17 protein-coding genes are annotated in these 18,048 nt (G+C 41.6%); 12 read left to right on the top strand and 5 right to left on the bottom strand.

Translation table 11 applies throughout. The features are described from left to right. Positions 1–48: 48 nt before the first annotated feature. The 6 genes from DZC72_RS09960 to DZC72_RS09935 all read left to right on the top strand — a co-directional run bounded on the left by DZC72_RS09960 (position 49) and on the right by DZC72_RS09935 (position 6,104). On the top strand, positions 49–861 hold the full coding sequence (locus DZC72_RS09960) for a sulfite exporter TauE/SafE family protein (protein WP_125222789.1): 813 nt from the start codon (positions 49–51) through the stop codon (positions 859–861). Positions 862–994: 133 nt separating this feature from the next. Beyond that, positions 995–2,410, top strand: coding sequence for an MBL fold metallo-hydrolase (locus tag DZC72_RS09955; protein WP_125222788.1), 1,416 nt, complete (start codon positions 995–997; stop codon positions 2,408–2,410). Between the two features lie 124 nt (positions 2,411–2,534). Next, the gene (locus DZC72_RS09950) at positions 2,535–3,944 is read left to right on the top strand and encodes an MBL fold metallo-hydrolase (RefSeq protein ID WP_125222787.1); all 1,410 of its coding nucleotides are present in this window, start codon (positions 2,535–2,537) and stop codon (positions 3,942–3,944) included. A gap of 373 nt (positions 3,945–4,317) precedes the next feature. After that, positions 4,318–4,665 carry a rhodanese-like domain-containing protein gene (locus DZC72_RS09945; protein ID WP_125222786.1) on the top strand — a complete coding sequence of 116 codons (348 nt, stop codon included), beginning with the start codon at positions 4,318–4,320 and terminating at the stop codon, positions 4,663–4,665. A gap of 24 nt (positions 4,666–4,689) precedes the next feature. Continuing rightward, positions 4,690–4,956: a heavy-metal-associated domain-containing protein gene (locus tag DZC72_RS09940; protein WP_125222785.1), complete on the top strand. Its 267-nt coding sequence runs from the start codon at positions 4,690–4,692 to the stop codon at positions 4,954–4,956. Between the two features lie 137 nt (positions 4,957–5,093). Beyond that, positions 5,094–6,104, top strand: coding sequence for a c-type heme family protein (locus DZC72_RS09935; RefSeq protein ID WP_125222784.1), 1,011 nt, complete (start codon positions 5,094–5,096; stop codon positions 6,102–6,104). A gap of 249 nt (positions 6,105–6,353) precedes the next feature. Here the strand turns inward: DZC72_RS09935 and DZC72_RS09930 are convergent, their stop codons facing one another. Further along, complete coding sequence (locus DZC72_RS09930; protein ID WP_125222783.1) at positions 6,354–7,235, bottom strand: sterol desaturase family protein; 882 nt, start codon at positions 7,233–7,235, stop codon at positions 6,354–6,356. A 203-nt stretch (positions 7,236–7,438) separates the two neighbouring features. Between DZC72_RS09930 and DZC72_RS09925 the strand changes: the two genes are divergently transcribed. The 3 genes from DZC72_RS09925 (at position 7,439) to DZC72_RS09915 (ending at position 9,903) form a co-directional block, all read left to right on the top strand. Beyond that, a complete protein-coding gene (locus DZC72_RS09925) occupies positions 7,439–7,642 on the top strand; it encodes a YgaP family membrane protein (RefSeq protein ID WP_099544558.1) in 204 nt (67 codons plus the stop codon). A gap of 156 nt (positions 7,643–7,798) precedes the next feature. Next, a complete protein-coding gene (locus DZC72_RS09920; RefSeq protein WP_125222782.1) occupies positions 7,799–9,106 on the top strand; it encodes an NAD(P)/FAD-dependent oxidoreductase in 1,308 nt (435 codons plus the stop codon). A gap of 179 nt (positions 9,107–9,285) precedes the next feature. Further along, complete coding sequence (locus DZC72_RS09915) at positions 9,286–9,903, top strand: DUF2202 domain-containing protein (RefSeq protein WP_125222781.1); 618 nt, start codon at positions 9,286–9,288, stop codon at positions 9,901–9,903. On the opposite strand, the gene DZC72_RS09910 is transcribed toward DZC72_RS09915, so the two are convergent. Continuing rightward, positions 9,900–11,237: an OprD family outer membrane porin gene (locus tag DZC72_RS09910; RefSeq protein WP_125222780.1), complete on the bottom strand. Its 1,338-nt coding sequence runs from the start codon at positions 11,235–11,237 to the stop codon at positions 9,900–9,902. The two genes, DZC72_RS09915 and DZC72_RS09910, sit on opposite strands and share 4 nt — an antisense overlap. A gap of 6 nt (positions 11,238–11,243) precedes the next feature. Beyond that, positions 11,244–12,284: a c-type cytochrome gene (locus DZC72_RS09905; protein WP_125222779.1), complete on the bottom strand. Its 1,041-nt coding sequence runs from the start codon at positions 12,282–12,284 to the stop codon at positions 11,244–11,246. Between the two features lie 211 nt (positions 12,285–12,495). Between DZC72_RS09905 and DZC72_RS09900 the strand changes: the two genes are divergently transcribed. Next, positions 12,496–13,011, top strand: a complete 516-nt coding sequence (locus DZC72_RS09900; protein WP_165869305.1) for a DsrE family protein — start codon at positions 12,496–12,498, stop codon at positions 13,009–13,011. A 9-nt stretch (positions 13,012–13,020) separates the two neighbouring features. Next, complete coding sequence (locus tag DZC72_RS09895) at positions 13,021–13,620, top strand: class I SAM-dependent methyltransferase (protein WP_125222777.1); 600 nt, start codon at positions 13,021–13,023, stop codon at positions 13,618–13,620. A gap of 47 nt (positions 13,621–13,667) precedes the next feature. On the opposite strand, the gene DZC72_RS09890 is transcribed toward DZC72_RS09895, so the two are convergent. Next, positions 13,668–15,965 carry a TonB-dependent receptor gene (locus tag DZC72_RS09890; RefSeq protein WP_125222776.1) on the bottom strand — a complete coding sequence of 766 codons (2,298 nt, stop codon included), beginning with the start codon at positions 15,963–15,965 and terminating at the stop codon, positions 13,668–13,670. Positions 15,966–16,044: 79 nt separating this feature from the next. Beyond that, the gene (locus tag DZC72_RS09885) at positions 16,045–16,422 is read right to left on the bottom strand and encodes a hypothetical protein (RefSeq protein ID WP_125222775.1); all 378 of its coding nucleotides are present in this window, start codon (positions 16,420–16,422) and stop codon (positions 16,045–16,047) included. A gap of 264 nt (positions 16,423–16,686) precedes the next feature. On the opposite strand from DZC72_RS09885, the gene DZC72_RS09880 reads away from it, so the two are divergent. Further along, positions 16,687–18,042, top strand: a complete 1,356-nt coding sequence (locus tag DZC72_RS09880; protein ID WP_125222774.1) for a cytochrome ubiquinol oxidase subunit I — start codon at positions 16,687–16,689, stop codon at positions 18,040–18,042. Positions 18,043–18,048: the final 6 nt, after the last annotated feature.

Genomic DNA, 18,048 nt, shown 5'->3' with positions numbered 1-18,048 from the left:
AAGGCTTCCATGGGTGTCATAGCTTCGCGCTATAATTAAAAAACCCACATGGAAGTACTCCACATATTTGGTTACATCAGCGCATTGATCATTGGAATATCCTTAGGCCTTATTGGTGGTGGCGGTTCCATTTTGGCTGTACCCGTTCTCGCCTACCTTTTTTCCGTAAATGAAAAAGTGGCCACGGCCTATTCGCTTTTTATAGTTGGGGCCAGTGCCCTTGTGGGCGGATGGAAACAACACCTTAAGGGCTATGTTGATTGGAGGACTGCCCTTGTGTTTGGCATACCGGCCATTGTTGGGGTAAGCTTGGTTAGACATTATCTAGTTCCCGTATTACCCGACGTTTTATTTGAAATGGGCGGTTTTCAATTTACCCGCCGTATGGGTATGTTCGGGCTGTTCGCCTTCTTGATGATACCGGCCGCATACTCTATGTTAAGAACAAAAAAGGAAGTCCCTAAAAAAGTAGGTGGAGAGGTTAAATATAACTACCCGCTCATCTTGGCCGAAGGCCTGCTGGTTGGAGGCATTACCGGATTAATTGGTGCTGGCGGAGGTTTTTTGATCATTCCGGCCCTGGTCATTTTGGCCAATGTAGAAATGAAGGTCGCCGTGGGCACCTCTTTGATAATTATTGCGGTAAAATCCTTGATGGGCTTTTTCTTGGGGGATGCCTTGACCATGGAAATCAACTGGTCCTTCCTTCTCCTGTTCACCGGTCTCTCTTTTTTAGGAATTTTCATTGGTAGTTATATTGGAAACTACATCGATGGCAATAAATTAAAGAAGGGCTTCGGATATTTTATACTGGTAATGGCCGTTTTCATTTTTTATATGGAGTTTTTTTCCATTCCATAAATCACACTTTCCGCAAATTTAAAGCCTTTCCCCCATTCATCAGGGTTTTTGTATTCCTTATGTAACATAAGTAACTGTATACATTTTTTGGAATGGGTACTTTTAAATAATTGAACCATTAAAATCAGCGATTATGAAAGTAGAACAAATTTATACAGGGTGCTTGGCACATGCGGCATATTATATTGAAAGCAAAGGCGAAGCTGCCGTATTTGACCCACTACGTGAAGTTCAGCCTTATTTGGATCGGGCAAAAAAGGACAACGCCGAGATCAAATATGTTTTTGAGACCCATTTCCATGCGGATTTTGTCAGCGGGCACTTGGACCTCCAGAAAAAAGCCGGAGCAAAAATCGTGTTTGGACCGGGAGCCAAACCTGCCTATGAAGCGATTACCGCGGAAGACGGTCAAATTTTTGAGGTTGGTGACTACAAGGTAAAGGTAATCCACACACCGGGACATACTATGGAAAGTACTACCTATTTACTAATTGATGAAAAAGGAAACGAACATGGAATTATCACTGGCGACACCTTGTTTATTGGAGATGTGGGCAGACCTGATTTGGCACAGCATGTGGTATCGGAATTGACCGAGGAAAAATTGGCGGGACATCTATTCGATTCCCTTCGAAACAAAATCATGCCATTGAGCGACGAACTGATTGTATATCCCAACCATGGAGCTGGTTCCGCTTGTGGCAAAATGATGAGCAAGGAAACTACTGATACGTTAGGGAATCAAAAAAAAGTAAATTATGCCCTTCGAGCAGATATGACCAAAGAGGAATTCATCAAGGAATTGCTTACTGGACTAACCACACCACCCGGCTATTTTCCCAAAAATGTTTTAATGAACATTAAAGGATACGAGAGTCTGGACAATATCATGGACAGGGCCACTACACCCTACTCCCCCGAGGCGTTTGAAGCCGTGGCCAATGAAACCGGAGCTTTGGTACTCGATACGCGGGATGCGGCCGATTTTGCAAAGGGCTTTATACCCAACAGTATCAATATAGGTTTGGAAGGAAGTTTTGCCCAATGGGTAGGTGAAATGATTCCGGATATTAAACAGGAAATTCTTCTGGTGACCTACGATGGAAAAGAGGAAGAGGCCATTACCCGCTTATCCAGGGTGGGCTATGACAACACCGTGGGCTTTTTGAAGGGGGGCTTTGAGGCTTGGAAGGACTCCGGTAAGGAATTTGAAATGGTCAATCGCATTTCGGCCGCGGAACTGGAAAAAGCTATGAAAGATGAAAGGCCATTGATTATAGACGTTCGCAAAAAAAGCGAATTTGATTCCGAGCATCTCCTTGGTGCCATCAACATCCCGCTTAATGAAATAAACCAACATTTGGCAGAATTTCCAAAGGACACCACTTTTGTCCTGCATTGCGCCGGTGGCTATAGAAGTATGATTGCCGCATCCATTCTGAAACAACGCGGATGGCAGGATTTTGCGGACGTAGAGGGTGGTTTTGCAGATCTTTCCAAAACAAAACTTCCAAAATCGGATTATGTGTGTCCGTCCACTATGTTATAATCTGGTTAGATTAAAGATAAAGCCCCTATAAAGGGGCTTTTTTGATTGGGTGAAATGTAACTTATGTTACTGTTTTAGTAAATTGCAATTAGTAGTTTTGTGTTCAATTAAAAACTGTGTTTGTATGAAAGTAGAACAGATTTACACAGGTTGCCTGGCCCAGGGAGCCTATTATATAGAAAGTAAAGGTGAAGTTGCTATCATCGACCCTTTAAGGGAGGTAAAGCCTTATATCAACAGGGCCAAACTGGATGATGCTAAGATCAAGTATATTTTTGAGACACATTTTCATGCCGACTTTGTGAGCGGTCACGTTACGTTGGCCAAAGAGACGGGGGCGCCCATTGTTTTTGGTCCCAACGCCAATCCCAATTTTGAAGCGATAATAGCAGAGGACAATCAGGAATTCAAACTGGGCGAGGTAACCATAAAGGTACTTCATACTCCGGGGCATACCATGGAAAGTACCACCTATCTTTTAAAGGACAAAGATGGAAAGGATCATGCCATTTTTAGTGGCGACACCTTGTTCCTGGGTGATGTTGGCAGACCTGACCTCGCGCAAAAAATGGGTGTTTTGACAGAAAAAGACCTTGCCGGATTTCTATACGATAGCCTTCGGGAGAAAATAATGCCCCTTGCCGATGATGTTATCGTTTATCCCGCACACGGGGCAGGTTCCGCCTGTGGAAAGAATATGATGAAGGAAACCGTGGATACCCTTGGCAACCAGAAAAAAATGAACTATGCCCTACGCGCGGATATGACCAAAGAGGAATTTATAAAAGAAGTTACGGACGGTTTGTTGCCACCACCACAATACTTCCCTCTGAACGTAAAAATGAATAAAGAGGGTTATGAGGATATAGAACAGGTGCTTGAAAGGGGCACTAGGGCCTTGTCACCAAAAGCCTTTGAAGTGGCCGCGAATGAAACCGGCGCCATTGTACTGGATGTGCGTAATGCTGCCGATTTTGCCAAAGGACACATCCCTAGGTCCATATTCATAGGTCTCGATGGTAGCTTTGCACCTTGGGTAGGTGCCTTGATAGCAGATGTGCAACAACCCATTTTATTGGTCGCCCCAAAAGGACTGGAAGAGGAAGCCGTAACCAGATTGTCCCGAGTAGGTTTTGACAATACCCTAGGATACTTGGAAGGTGGATTCGAGGCCTGGAAAAAGGCCTCCATGGAATATGATACCGTAAGTCAGGTGGATGCTGTAGAATTGAAAAATGAACTGGAAAACGACAATGCACCCGTATTCGATGTACGAAAAAGTAGTGAATACCTATCAGAACATGTGCTGGAAGCGTATAACACGCCCTTGGATTATTTGAACGATCACCTATCCGAATTTCCTGAAAAGGAAACCTTTTACGTACATTGTGCCGGAGGTTATAGGAGCATGATCGCCGCTTCCATACTTAAAAGTAGGGGCATACATAATTTAATCGATGTAAAAGGTGGTTTTAAGGCCATCAATGAGGCAGGAATACCGGTTTCCGAATATGTTTGCCCATCTACCTTATAAAACTTGGTAATTTGATTAATCGAGCATTAATAAAATTTAAACGTTAGAAAATCAAATACATTAGCTTTAATTTTTAGTTAATTAGAGACCCATGGAAAGAGTTCATTCGATAATTTTTGTGGGTCTTTTTTATCCCGTAGATCCTACATTTCTCTTTTTCAGGAATTTTTCGCTTATGTAACCATAGTTACTGTAGGTGGCCAATACACATGCTACCTTTACGGTACTATGGTAAAAAGGCCGTAGTAACAACATCGATCGGTATTTAGGGATAGGTATTGATCGGATTGTTTTTAATTGGTTGGTTGTTTAAAGGAGACAGGCCAAAAAGTCTGTCTCCTTTTAAAAGTACTCACTTTAAAATTCTAAAAACATGTCATTTCTAAGCGCACTATTTGGTTCCAAAAATACTACCGAAACGGGAAACATTGTCATTTTGGACAAAACCGACTATGCAACGGCCATTAGCGGCCCTAAAGTACAATTGGTGGATGTAAGAACACCCTCGGAATACAATGGAGGCCATATCAAAAAAGCCATCAATATCGATTTTTTCAATGCCTCGAACTTCAAAGTGGCCTTTGAAAAAATGGATAAGACCAAACCTGTGTATGTGTATTGCCGATCTGGGGCAAGAAGCCAAAAAGCGGCCCGCAAGCTTGTAGCCATGGGTTTTAACCAAATATATGACTTACGGGGAGGTTATAATGCCTGGAATTAACCGGGCCATAAAATCGATATATTTATGAAAACAACGCTCATAGTTCAGAACCTTAAATGTGGGGGCTGCGCAAAAACGATCGTTAACAAAGTGTCGGAATTGGAAAATATATCGGACGTAGCCGTAGATGTTGAAAACTCTTCGGTTTCCTTTGTATATCAGGATTTGGAGGATGCCCTAAAAGTTAAGGAGAAACTTCAAAAAATAGGGTACCCATCCGTAGATATGGAAAACACCACAGCGGCCAAGTTAATTTCCTATTTGAGCTGTGCTACTGGCAAAATGAAATAGCGCTTTAAAATGGTATTTCGAGGCCGATGTTTCAATTGGACTGACCATTACCCATATCAACATAAGGAAGTTTTTAGTCTCCCCACAAAAATCGATGGCACTGGTACAAGCCGATTTAATTCAAAAAATCCAAACCGATGAAAAAAATCCTATTGATAATCCCGCTTATATTTTTGGCAAGCTGCAAAAATTCAGGGGAAACTGAAAAATCGATTTCCCAGGTAGCAATAGAAAAACCAGCTTTTACCCAACAAGAAGCTTTAAGGGGTAAGGAACTCTTGGAAGCAAAATGTTATGTCTGTCATGGTCCCGATGCCAGCGAGAATGCCCGCATCGCCCCTCCAATGGTGGCCATTAAGGCAAGATACCTCATGGACAACCCCAACAAGGAGGAATTCGCCAATGCCATTTGGAAGTTTGTTGAAAAACCTAGCCTTGAGAAAGGCAAAATGAAGGGTGCCCTAAAAAGGTTCGGGGTTATGCCCTATCAACCTTACAAGGAAGAAGAAATACGACTCCTATCGGATTACATCTATGAATTTAAAATAGAAGAGCCGGACTGCTTCAAGGAACATTGGGAGAAAGGCCACGGCGGAAAGGGTGATTATCAACAACAAGGAAAGGTCTTCCATAATGGCGCCGAACCTGCAGAAAAATCCATTAAACAACTAGGATTGGAAATGGCCCAAAGTACCCAAAAGGTGTTGGGTAAAAACCTTATGGGCTCAATGCAAAAAGAAGGTCCGGTCGCCGCATTGAAGTTTTGCAATGAAAGGGCCTATCCGTTAACGGACAGCATGGCAACAGTGCATGGGGCCAAAATTAAAAGGGTATCGGAAAAGGCCCGAAATCCCCTAAATAAGGCAAACTCCCAAGAAATGGAACAAATCGCCTATTTCAAGGAAAAAATCGGTGCAAAAGAGGACTACGAACCTATAGTAATCGAGAACGGCGACAAAACGCAATTCTACTACCCTATCGTTACCAACGATATGTGCTTAAAATGTCACGGAAAACCAGGCGAGGATATTGCCACTGAGGTAGTCTCCATCCTGAGGGAACGCTACCCTAGTGATGCCGCAACCGGCTATTCCACCAATGAAGTACGGGGAATATGGAGTATCGTTTTGGAAAATACGAATAATTAGGGTATTCAGAATTAAACCCAATTAAATATTCATAAGCTTAAAACAGCCCTTACTTCAATAAAGTTTATCCTGATTTAAATGATATTGACCCGGAACAAGCTTTACTTATTCTTCGGCCTAAATGGAAAAATGAAGGTTATCAGCAGATAACTTTTTTTCAAAATTTCATTTAATTGCTTGAGATTTGATACTTGTTATTTAAATATCGAAGTCTGGAAAAGTTTTCACCTACTTCTGAAACGTCATTTGTCAAGATTTCTTTTTATGTAATCCGAAGCCAGAAATATTCTGGCCAATAAAATCCTGTGGCATATCCTCATCGCCCGGGTATCCTAATTTGACTGTACCGCTATCCTCCGGAATATAATGGGTCTTAAAAATATAATCCCACAGACTTAAACTGATTCCGAAATTGACACCATATCGCTTATCCGATGGCAGGTTGTAGGCGTGGTGGTACAGATGCATTACCGGATTGTTCAAAAGATATTTCAAAGGTCCCCAGGTAATCTTGATATTTGAGTGGTTCAGATGCCCAATAGCTATGGCAAAAAAATGGACGATATACGCTTGTTCCGGCTCAAAACCGCCCAAGATCATCACCCCAAAAGTCTTTAAAGGTTTGTATAGGATGTTTTCCATCCAATGGTAGCGCAAATGTGCGGCGAACCCCATTTCCTTTACACTGTGGTGTACCTTATGGAAATTCCAAAGCACCTCAAACCGGTGTAAAAGAATATGTGTAAACCACTGGACAAAATCCAATATCAAAAAGAAAACCAACAATTGGGTCCAAGAGGGCCAAGCCGTAAAATCAATTAAGGCCAAACTTTTGGCCGTAATTCCCATATCAGCAAAAAACAATTGAAGTATCTTATAAACACCACTGACAACAATCGCAAAAAGGAAAAAGTTGAAAAACATATAAAAGGCATCCAACCAAAAGTCCTTCCTGAAGATCCCTTGTTCCTTACGCCAGGGAAAGGCAATTTCCAATGCCCAAACTACCAAGGATATCAAGATAAGACCCCAAAAAAAGTTCGTATACCAGGGCACCTCAAATAATATGGATTTCCAAGTCCAGTTTAGGGTGCCCAAAAAAGAATTGTAAAAAGCCTTTAAATATTCCATCGCCTTTGTTTACATTTTCAAAGATAGTTCCTTGCAGCATAAGGTTTGGTAACTTTAGTTACAGAACTATAGTGACAATATCACTATATTGTAGTTCATTTTGGCACATAACGTATTAACAACCAAATTGTAAAGTAAGAAGCGGCAACTTACATAATTTATTGCCCTTTTAGTAATAGTAATAACCAATTAATCTTTTTATCATGAAAAAAAATATGGGTAGTGCGGATAAAACCATCCGAATCATAATCGCATTGGCAGTTTTTGCCTTGTATTACTTCAATGTCATTGGAGGAACATTGGCCTATGTATTGATGGCCTTGGCCGCCATTTTTCTATTGACCAGTTTCATCAGTTTTTGTCCGCTGTATACACTCTTCGGAATTAATACCTGCAAAACAAAGTAATTCCCAATATCAACAATGGATTTTAGGCCGGTTCCTTTGGTAGGGATCGGCTTTTTTATGATCAATATCATATTAATTCATGGTTCTGTAACCAATGTTACACAATTCATAAAAATTACCCTATATATTTAACAAGTTGAACAAAAAAACTTAAGAATGAGCTCACATCATCAAATACTTGTTATTGGAGGGGGAACGGCCGGAATCATGGTGGCATCGCAATTGATAAAGCAAAAAAAACTCAGGGATGTAGCGGTCATTGAACCATCTGACACCCATTATTACCAGCCGGCATGGACCTTGGTAGGTGCAGGCACCTATGATTTTGACAAAACCGCTAGACCCATGTCGACCGTTATGCCCAAGGAAGCTACATGGATCAAGGACAAGGCGACAGGGTTCGATCCTGAAAATAATATAGTACATACGGCTACCCAAGGGGATATATCCTACGACTATTTAGTAGTGGTTCCAGGATTGGCCTACGATTATAGCTTGGTTCCAGGTCTAGGAGAGGCCATGGACAAAGGTGTGGTGTGCAGTAATTATACGGATCCGAAACACACTTGGAACGTAATCAAAAACTTTAAGGGAGGAACTGCCCTGTTTACCCAGCCTACAACCCCGATCAAATGCGGTGGGGCTCCACAAAAAATAATGTATCTAGCGGAAAGCCATTTTAGAAAAAGTGGTGTAAGGGACAAAACCGATGTCGTTTTTGCAACCAGTGGAACGGTCATATTTGGGGTTAAGGAAGTGGCCAAAACATTAATGGAAGTTGTGGATAGAAAGGATATCAATCTGCGGTTTTACCATAAATTGGTGGCCGTGGATGGAGACAAAAAAATCGCTTGGTACGAGCTTGGAAAGGATATCACTGCAGGTGGTTGTGTGGTGATGGCCGGTGAGGACGATGACAGGCTTTTGGACGACTCCTTCCAATACAACTACAAGGACGTTAAGGTAACCGTAGACGGAAACCGATACGGTATCCATTACGATATGTTGCATACCGCTCCCCCTTCCGTTGCTCCTGAATTTGTCAAAAATTCTGTTTTGGTGAACGATGCCGGATGGTTGGATGTAGACCATAAAACCATGCAGCATACCAAATATCCCAATATTTTTGGATTGGGTGATGTAGCGGCCTTACCAACGGCAAAAACCGGAGCTGCCATTCGCAAACAAGTTCCCATAGTTGTGGATAACATCGATAAACTGATTAAAACAAAATCCATGGGCTCAAAAGCCTACAATGGATATTCTTCCTGTCCCTTAGTAACCGATTATGGTAAGATGGTCTTGGCAGAATTTGACTATAACAACAATTTTACACCGGATCCCAAATTAAAACAGATGTTGGTTTTTGATTCCTCCAAAGAGCATTGGAGACTATGGATGCTAAAAAAATACGGACTCCCTTATTTATACTGGAACAAGATGATGAAAGGCCAAGACGTTTAAAAAAACTGAATTTTAACTAACTCAAATTAATTCCTTAGGCAAAACACCTAGGGAATTTTTTAATTTATATAGGGCAATAAAAAAATGCTAAAAAATTCATAAATAAGCTGTTATGCAACCCTAGTCACAGTAATCCTCCCTCAAATTCAAGAATTTCATGAAATAAATAAAAAAATGTCATGAAAGGTTTTAGAAAGAACTGCTTATCAGGTTTAGTGAGTGTTGTCCTGTTATTATTGGCAACCTCCTGCGATAAAGAAGAAAACAATGCCGTAATTAATGATTCCCTATCAAAAACAGAAGAGAATGCTTTAATTTTTATGGTAGAAGAAGAAAAATTGGCCTTGGATACCTACACCTATTTAGGTGAATTGTGGGGTATTAATCAATTTTTGAATATCCAAAAAAGTGAACAATCCCATGTAAATGCGGTATCCATTCTAATAGAACGTTACAACCTAACATATTCCAGCTTACCGGAAGGGGAATTTATGAATGAGGAGCTTCAAGGACTATACAACCAATTCGTTATAGACGGAAGCAAATCACAATTGAATGCACTACTCATTGGTGCTACCATTGAGGATTTGGATATTGTCGATCTTGAAGACCAAATGCAATCGATTTCGAACGGTGATATTTTAAATGTTTTCGAAAGCTTACAGTGTGGTTCAAGAAATCATCTAAGAGCTTTTGTAGGTGCGATTAATCAAATGGGCGGTAACTATACTCCTCAATATTTATCCATGGAAGAATACCTCAACATTTTAGAAAGTAGCAATGAACGCTGTAATTAAAAATTGTAGTTGAGGATAAAATCCACATGGAGCATATCCACCTTGTTAAAGACAAAATTGGGATTGTCAGGAATGTCCCCATTGCCGATTTTACTTGTGACCAAAAGTTCTGGTTTTAAATTCCTTAACCCTTTTATATTAAAAAAAAGGTCCAAGTTCACATGGGTGTAATCCGGCATCGCATACTTGTTGGTTTCAGCATCTGTGACGGTTGGCTTCCAGTGCCTTCCCAAACTGAAGATGGTCCTGACATCCATCTTTTCCCTTAAAAGCGCAAAGGTATCATCATAGGTAAATACGAGCGCATGATTGTTGGCGGTACCCTCGCTACGTTCCCTTTTTTGGAAACTGAAAAGGTCTTCCCTGCCCCACTCCCGTGGGAATAGGAACTGTCCGCGGGGCAATATGTAATCATACCCTAAGGAAAGGTGGGTTTTCTGGGCTGTAAAGCGCCATTGCAGACCGATAATATCAGAGGAGGACTTGGCGAAATACCTAAATTCCTGCAATGCATTTCCCCCGTTCCCTACCCTGTTTTGGTGCAACCATTCCGCCTCCAACAACCATTTTTCATTCAAACGGAGACTGGGCTTTACATAAACCGTATTGAATACATTGTCCACATAGTAATTCCAAACATCCATTTGTAGGTTTTCGGTCAGTTTTACATCGGAATTAAAAATGAGGATAAAATCCGATTCCGTATTCCCGCCATACAGACTTTCTGAACCAAAAACGGACCTTCCTACCGGATAGGTGCCAATACTCTCACCGATGTTGAAAAAACCACCCGTAGAACGTGGGGCTATTTCATTGAGCACCCCCAATTGAAAGGTATTCTGTGAGCTTTGTTGGTGCCTGTACCAAAATCCTTGTACCAATGTAGGGATCATCCTGCCATCCTGGGGATTGATCAAGGGCGTATTGATTTTCATTCGTCCCAGAGTGAATCGGTTTTTTTCATTCCGATAGTCCACATACAATTCCCCGAGGATAAAAACGGCATCGTTTTCCAGGTCCAATCTGTCAAACTGACCCTCCTCATACCTACTTAACCTTCCTGTGACGCCATCGGGAACGGTCAAATCCTGAAGTCCCATATTTGTGGAATTATAGACTGCGGTGCCAAGGGTAAAACGACTTCCCAAATTCAATGTGTATTTCAAATGACCTCCTGTGGACAAGGCACTAAAATCCTTCAACCCACCTTTATTGGATGTATGCATAAAATAATTCCGCCATTGTCCGGAAAAGCTTCCATATACTTTGGTCTTGGTCCTATCTTGGGAACACACTAAAATGGGTACTAACAATAAAAGACAAAATTTTCTCATGTACCCTTATTTGGACTTTTCTATATTATAGTTCCTTTTGTAATATTCCATAATGGGCTGGAAGGGACCGAACTTGTGCTGTTCCAGGGGAAAATCGTCTACCCATGGTCCGTAGGATGTGGATACTGGCTTTAGTTTTTTATCGGGATAGTCCGCCTCTGTATTCGCTTTTATGGGTCGGTCAAAACTGTTGATATAACCGGCTACATGATAGGCCTCTTCATCCGTAAGTTTTGGATTTTTATAGGTGGCCAATCCAAAGGGCATATTGCTCTTAATGAATTCAGCGGCCGTAATCACCCGGTGCATGCCTGCGCCATTGTTAAAACTATCCGCGCCCCAAAGAGGTGGATATAGATACCCCTTGGAGGCATCGGGTTTTTTAATTCCCTGACCGTCGGCTCCGTGACAAACCAGGCACTCCTTATCATACACCAATTTTCCTCTATCCAAATCAACCCTCTCTTCCGGAATTTTTATTTTTGGATATCCTTTATACTCGTTTTCCTTTTCTTTGGGCAAGTCTTCACCCAACCACTCCATGTAAGCGACAATGGCCAGCATTTCCTCGGAATCTTTGGGCAACTTCTTACCGTCCATACTACGCTCCATGCACCCATTGATACGATCTTTTAAATCGCCCAAAGCATTGGCCCTTCCTCCAAATTGGGGAAACCGATTTGCTACTCCCACCCATGATCCAGAGCCCGCCTGGGTCCCAAATTGCAAATGACAGTTGGTACAAGTGAGATTATTCCCGGTAAATCTTTTGTTTGGGGCATCAGCCTGAGGACCCATTTGACCGGGCGTTTCCGAAACAAATAAAAAACCCTTCTTCACTTGGGGGGGCATACTACCATTGGCCAAAGCGTCTACTACATCCTTAGGATACCATTCCTCCGCCTTTTCTTCCACAAGAAGGGAGTTGGTGGTTTCCGAAGGTCCGGGTCGATAGGTCAAAAGTGTAATAAAAAGTAGGGTAACCAAGATGAGAACTGTAGCAAAGAGCCAGAAAAGACGTCTTACCAAATATCCAAAATGCTCCATAACTTGGTGTACAAACTTTTAAAAGACCAACGAAATTAGTACTCGACTCTAGAAAACACAGTAACAATTGTTACAAATAAACCCAAAAAGAAACGATATTTTCGTAAACTTATCGAGAAATTTATCGATGGAACGAGCAGTGAGCCGTCATCCATCAACTTGAAACCAGTCAATGAAATCAAAAAAAGACATGTACAATATGAGATCAACAATGAGCTTACTTACCGCCATTTTATGTATGGCCATTTCCACGGCACAGGAATGGGAAACGCCCATTATCACAGGTTATGGCAAAATCAAGAATTTCAAGAATGTGGCCGTACAGCCCGATGCCTCCTTGGAATACAAATTGGTTTTTGATATTACGAGTGATTCTGAAATGGACGGTGTAAACAAGGGTTTGTGGAAAATTGCAAGGGTCATCAACATGTTGGGGTCCGCTGACATACCATCGAATAAGGTCCATATAGTTGCCGCGCTTCATGGAGCTGCCACTTTTGCCACATTGAACGATACCAAACACCAAGAAATGTACAGCAAGGCCAATCCAAATACGGAGTTGTTGAAATTATTGAAAGAGTACGGGGTGGAACTTTTTGTCTGTGCACAGGCCACGGCTGCCCGAAATATCATGGCGGAAGACCTCAACCCAAATACGGAATTGGCCCTATCCGCGATGACCGTTCTTGCCAATTATCAGTTGCAGGGCTACGCCTTGATGCCTTAATATTTTCGAATGAAGGATTTTTGGAACCAGAGATATGCTGAGGAATCCTTTGCATATGGCACCGAGCCAAACCAATTCTTTAAACAGGAATTAGATATTTTGGAGCCAGGTTCCCTTTTGCTCCCTGCCGAAGGCGAGGGAAGAAACGCCCTGTATGCCCTACAAAAAGGTTGGGAAACAAGTTGTTTTGATTATAGCGAATCCGCCCGAAAAAAAGCCCTCGACTTAATCGCTCCGTTTGGTTTTGATGTGGATTATCAGATATCCGATGTTTTGGACTATACTTCCGCAAAACAGTTTGATGTCCTTGGATTCAGTTATGTCCATTTTCCAAAGGAAATCAGGCTAAAGGCCCATCAACACCTCATCACATTTTTAAAACCTGGAGGAACGGTGATTTTTGAGGCATTTGCAAAATCCCAATTGGGGAAGGCCTCTGGCGGACCCAAGAACTTGGAGATGCTTTTTACCCTCGCAGAAATTAAAGAAGAATTTAAGGGGATATCATTTTCCTACCTGGAGGAATTGACCACCTACTTAAAGGAAGGGCTTTATCATGTAGGTGAGGCTAGTGTAATAAGGTTTACAGGTACAAAAGGGGCTAACTGAATTAGCCCCTTTATTAAAAGTTATAATTGGATTGCCTGGAAACTGATCTAGAATTTATACTGCAAAAATGCAGAGAAATTTCTACCAGGATCATTGATTGGCACCCTTCCAAAATCTGCCTGGTTATTAAAGGTAAAGTTCAAATGATTGTTGTACGTGGCATCGAACAAGTTCAGTACGGCTACTCCCAAGGAAACGTTCTTGATAGGTATAACTCCTAGACGGATATCCAACACTTCATAACCGGGCGTAACCTGTTCCCCAAAAGACGGGGCAATGTCCTCCTGTTTGGAAGTAATGGTATAATTGGCATTTGCCCAAAATTTCTCCGTCTCGTACCCCAATCTAATCCTCGTCGTCAACGGGGGCACCAAGGGTAGGGATTCGTTCAAGTCCTTGTTTTTGGCGTATACATAGGCCAGTTGCGTGTTGAAATTGAAATTGGTCCAAAAATCCAGTCCGGCCATGAGCTCAAACCCCGTTTTATAGGCATTGTCCAAATTACGGAAGACCTTGGGATTAACGGGTTCATTGGCAGGCATAAATTTTCGGGTCTGGGATTCGTCAATAATGGGAACAATATAATTTTCATATACCGAGTAATAAAAAGAAGTACTGTAATTGAAGCTGTTAGTGTGGGTATCGGAAAAGGGCAATTTCCCTTTAAACCCAAGTTCGAACTGGTTGTTCACTTCGGCATCCAAATTGGGGTTTCCTATATATTCAAAAGGGTCCTGCCCCACCGTAAAATGATTGATGACACGTTCTATCATATTGGCAGATCTCACGCCCCTACCGTAGGCCACCTCCATAATAAATTCCGTTGTAGGGGCATATTTTAAAGAGGTCGTGGCACTGATATTATGTTCTGTACGTTTATCCAAATCAGGATATAAGGCTGCAAAATCGGACTCCGGATCTTTAATTTCAGAGGTTACGTTATCGTACCGCATACCTGCGGTCCAAATCGTATTGGAAGTTATCAGGTACTTGCTTTCAGTGAAAACACCAAGGTCGTTAATATAGGAATCCTGCCAAACTTTGTCCACAAATTCCATGGGCATGGGCAAAGGTCCCATCATATTCCGTTTCACCAAACGGGTACGGGCCCCATCACGGGCAATATGCAACACATCCAAACCTGTATATAACGAAAGTCTATTATTGGGCACGAGTTTAAACTCCATTTTACCACCGGCCGTGGTAGCATCGATTTCGGAAAGGGCTTCCGTCATCATAAAAGAGGGCCTGTTGGTATTGGACATAATATGGTCCACATAGCTATAATAGGCCTTAGCGGTTATATCCTTTACCAATCCATCCATGCCAGTAAGCCCGTAGTCCAAGGAAAGCATGCTGCTGTTATCTTCGTCCGTATCCATGGGAAGACCGGCATGTAAGACGTCCCTGCCATATGATTGTCTCCAATTGACCTGCAATCTTTGTTTCTCACTAAAATTATAACCCGCTATAAACCCGTATTCCAGACTTCTGAAAGCGGAAGGAATTTCCGTACCATCACCATCCTTATAATTTCCAAAAACCCTATAGCCAACGGTACCGCCAATGTCATATTTTGAAGTGACCTGTTGAATTTTGGCCGAGGAAACCATCGAGCCACCGTTACTTTCATAGCCCGCATTTATTTGTCCGCTTGATCCAAAATCCTTTGCCGATGGTTTTTGGGTCACCATGTTCACTACGCCTCCAAAAGTGGCACCATAACGCACCGTATAGGGTCCTTTAATGATTTCAATCTTTTCTATTTCCTCTGGATTGACATGGGTAGTAATAGGGTCCATTCTATTGGGACAGGCATGCATGACTTTGGTTCCCCCATCAAACTGAACATTTAACTGCTCATATTGCGTAGCCCTATAACTAGGATCGATGGCGTAGTTTCCCCGCTTTATCAAGGAAAAACCATTGACATCGGCGAATAGGTCCGCCACATTTCTTGGTTGTACAATTTTCTTAACATAGTCATTGGATTCCATGGTAAATGCGGGATCATTCTTAATGTGTCCGGTTACCAATACGCCCTGGATTTGTATGGGAGCTTCATGTAAGGAAATTACCATGATTTCGTCCGAGGGGCTTACTTGGATTTCCTTGGTTTCAAACCCCATAAAGGATATAATGATTTTTTGCCCTGTTTGCTTCAAGTGCATTTGGAATTCGCCATGCATATTGGTGTAAGTGGCCTCCCCTTCTTTGACTTGAATATGGGCCCCGGACAGTGCCTCCTTAGTGTTTTCGGATACTATTTTACCTTTAAAATTTTGCGCGTTCAGAAGGTTTACCAGAAGCAACGCCACTAGCAACCTAAAATACTTAAGATTCATCTTTAAGCTTTAATAATTATACATAGAACATGTACCGTGAGTCTTAAGTACTCCGGTAACTGGGAATGGTAAATGAAACCTAATTCCAGGGTGGTATAATCATTTTTTGGATGTAATGAAAACGATATAAATCGGTGTGAAGAAACCCGTTTGTTTTATTAATAGGAAAAGCTTCAAATTTAATGGAACATACGCTTCCTAAAAAGAGTATCGTCTCCGTTTTGAGCCAATCTATATTTATGGGCTTGTTTTCCTCCTGCTTTTTCTGTTGTAACATTTTGGAGAGCGTACATTTACCATCACATTTCAATTCAGGTCTTTCCTTGTTTTCACAATAGCGTTCAATGAAGTCCTGGGTAAATAGGGCATAATATCCCAATGTAGCTGCAATTTTGAGGCTACTGGTCATGGTAATGGCCAAGAATACAATAGCTATAAATAGACCCTTTGTTTTCACGGTGCAAATCTAGCTAGTAAAAGACTATCATAATGTGACTAAAGTCACATTATGAATTATAAATGCTTGGGCATTTCTTAATCAGCACATGAAATCACAAATATATTTATAGTCAAAATAGATTAATGACTGAAGGAGTATAGGCCCTGTAAGGATGTTTCAGCGGAATACTTGGAACAGATACCAAATGTTAAAATAAAATTTATGTAACCAGGGTTACCAAGTATCATTAGATCAGTATATATTTTTGGAAAAACTTTTCTTATGGATGTAGAGATTCTCGCCCGTATCCAATTCGCCTTCACCGTAGCATTCCATTATATTTATCCCCCGCTAAGCATAGGAATTGGTCTGATCATGGTTGTTTTGGAAGGTCTTTATCTTAAGACAGGAAACAAACAATACGAAGTTCTCACCCGTTTTTGGTTAAAAATATTCGCCATAACTTTTGGAATTGGTGTGGCTACGGGAATTATTATGGAGTTTGAGTTTGGCACCAACTGGTCCGTGTACTCTAAATACGTAGGAGATATTTTTGGTAGTGCCTTGGCAGCGGAGGGCTTGTTCGCCTTTGGCCTGGAAAGTACCTTTTTGGGTATTTTGATTTTTGGCTGGAACCGTGTTTCACCAAAAGTCCATTTTATCTCTACTATAGGTGTTTTTTTGGGTTCCATGTTTTCAGCAATTTGGATCGTTGTGGCAAATAGTTGGCAACAGACCCCAGCGGGATATCATATTGTAGGCGAAGGACTCAACGCCCGGGCAGAGGTGACAGATTTTTGGGCCATGGTTTTTAATCCTTCGAGCATAGATAGAATTGTTCATGTTTGGCAAGGGGCATTTTTGGCAGGGGCCTTTATGGTACTAAGTGTACATGCTTATTATCTTTTAAAGGGCAGGTTCGTTGAAATATCCAAAAAAGCATTCAAGATTTCATTGCTTATAGCGACCATAATATCTCTAATGCAATTGGTATCCGGACACAGTTCTGCGGATGGCGTCGCCAAAAACCAACCCGCTAAATTAGCCGCGATGGAAGGTCATTATGATGTTTCAAAAGCGGCTGACCTATATTTATTGGGGTGGGTAAATAATGAAAAACAAGAAGTGACCGGTCTAGCGATTCCCGGTGGATTGTCCTATTTGGTACATCAGGATTTTGAGGCGCCCATAAAGGGTTTGAATGCCTTTCCCAAGGACGAAATACCTACACAGGTCAATGCGGTATTTCAATTTTACCATATCATGGTCTCCATTGGAATGTTTTTGATCTTGTTGACCCTTTATGCAAGCTTTTTATGGTGGCGGGGGACGTTGTTCGATAAAAAATGGCTGTTGCGAATCTTCATGTTTTCAGTTTTGCTACCACAGATAGCCAACCAAGTGGGCTGGTTTGCCGCTGAAATGGGAAGGCAACCTTGGGTGGTCTATGGCCACTTAAAAACTAGTGAGGCATTTTCACAGGAAGTTTCATCAAATCAAATTCTTTTCTCCCTGATTTTATTTTTAGTCGTTTATGCCATCTTGTTTTTATTGTTTTTGTACTCCTTGAACAAAAAGATAAAACACGGACCCTATGAAGAGTCCAAAAATCCGAACGAATTTTTAAAATACACGTAAAAGCGA

The organism is Maribacter algicola, assembly GCF_003933245.1.
Classification (GTDB): Bacteria; Bacteroidota; Bacteroidia; order Flavobacteriales; family Flavobacteriaceae; genus Maribacter; species Maribacter algicola.
The sequence above is the reverse complement of the archived record's forward strand: the minus strand, read 5'-3'. Positions and strand labels throughout refer to the sequence as shown.

Coding starts and splice junctions, on each gene's coding strand:
- DZC72_RS09935 (WP_125222784.1), top strand. CDS start 5,094: ATGAAAAAAATCCTATTGATAATCCCGCTTATATTTTTGGCAAGCTGC.
- DZC72_RS09880 (WP_125222774.1), top strand. CDS start 16,687: ATGGATGTAGAGATTCTCGCCCGTATCCAATTCGCCTTCACCGTAGCA.
- DZC72_RS09895 (WP_125222777.1), top strand. CDS start 13,021: ATGAAGGATTTTTGGAACCAGAGATATGCTGAGGAATCCTTTGCATAT.
- DZC72_RS09945 (WP_125222786.1), top strand. CDS start 4,318: ATGTCATTTCTAAGCGCACTATTTGGTTCCAAAAATACTACCGAAACG.
- DZC72_RS09910 (WP_125222780.1), bottom strand. CDS start 11,237: ATGAGAAAATTTTGTCTTTTATTGTTAGTACCCATTTTAGTGTGTTCC.
- DZC72_RS09890 (WP_125222776.1), bottom strand. CDS start 15,965: ATGAATCTTAAGTATTTTAGGTTGCTAGTGGCGTTGCTTCTGGTAAAC.
- DZC72_RS09925 (WP_099544558.1), top strand. CDS start 7,439: ATGAAAAAAAATATGGGTAGTGCGGATAAAACCATCCGAATCATAATC.
- DZC72_RS09930 (WP_125222783.1), bottom strand. CDS start 7,235: ATGGAATATTTAAAGGCTTTTTACAATTCTTTTTTGGGCACCCTAAAC.
- DZC72_RS09960 (WP_125222789.1), top strand. CDS start 49: ATGGAAGTACTCCACATATTTGGTTACATCAGCGCATTGATCATTGGA.
- DZC72_RS09900 (WP_165869305.1), top strand. CDS start 12,496: ATGAGCTTACTTACCGCCATTTTATGTATGGCCATTTCCACGGCACAG.
- DZC72_RS09905 (WP_125222779.1), bottom strand. CDS start 12,284: ATGGAGCATTTTGGATATTTGGTAAGACGTCTTTTCTGGCTCTTTGCT.
- DZC72_RS09915 (WP_125222781.1), top strand. CDS start 9,286: ATGAAAGGTTTTAGAAAGAACTGCTTATCAGGTTTAGTGAGTGTTGTC.
- DZC72_RS09940 (WP_125222785.1), top strand. CDS start 4,690: ATGAAAACAACGCTCATAGTTCAGAACCTTAAATGTGGGGGCTGCGCA.
- DZC72_RS09955 (WP_125222788.1), top strand. CDS start 995: ATGAAAGTAGAACAAATTTATACAGGGTGCTTGGCACATGCGGCATAT.
- DZC72_RS09950 (WP_125222787.1), top strand. CDS start 2,535: ATGAAAGTAGAACAGATTTACACAGGTTGCCTGGCCCAGGGAGCCTAT.
- DZC72_RS09920 (WP_125222782.1), top strand. CDS start 7,799: ATGAGCTCACATCATCAAATACTTGTTATTGGAGGGGGAACGGCCGGA.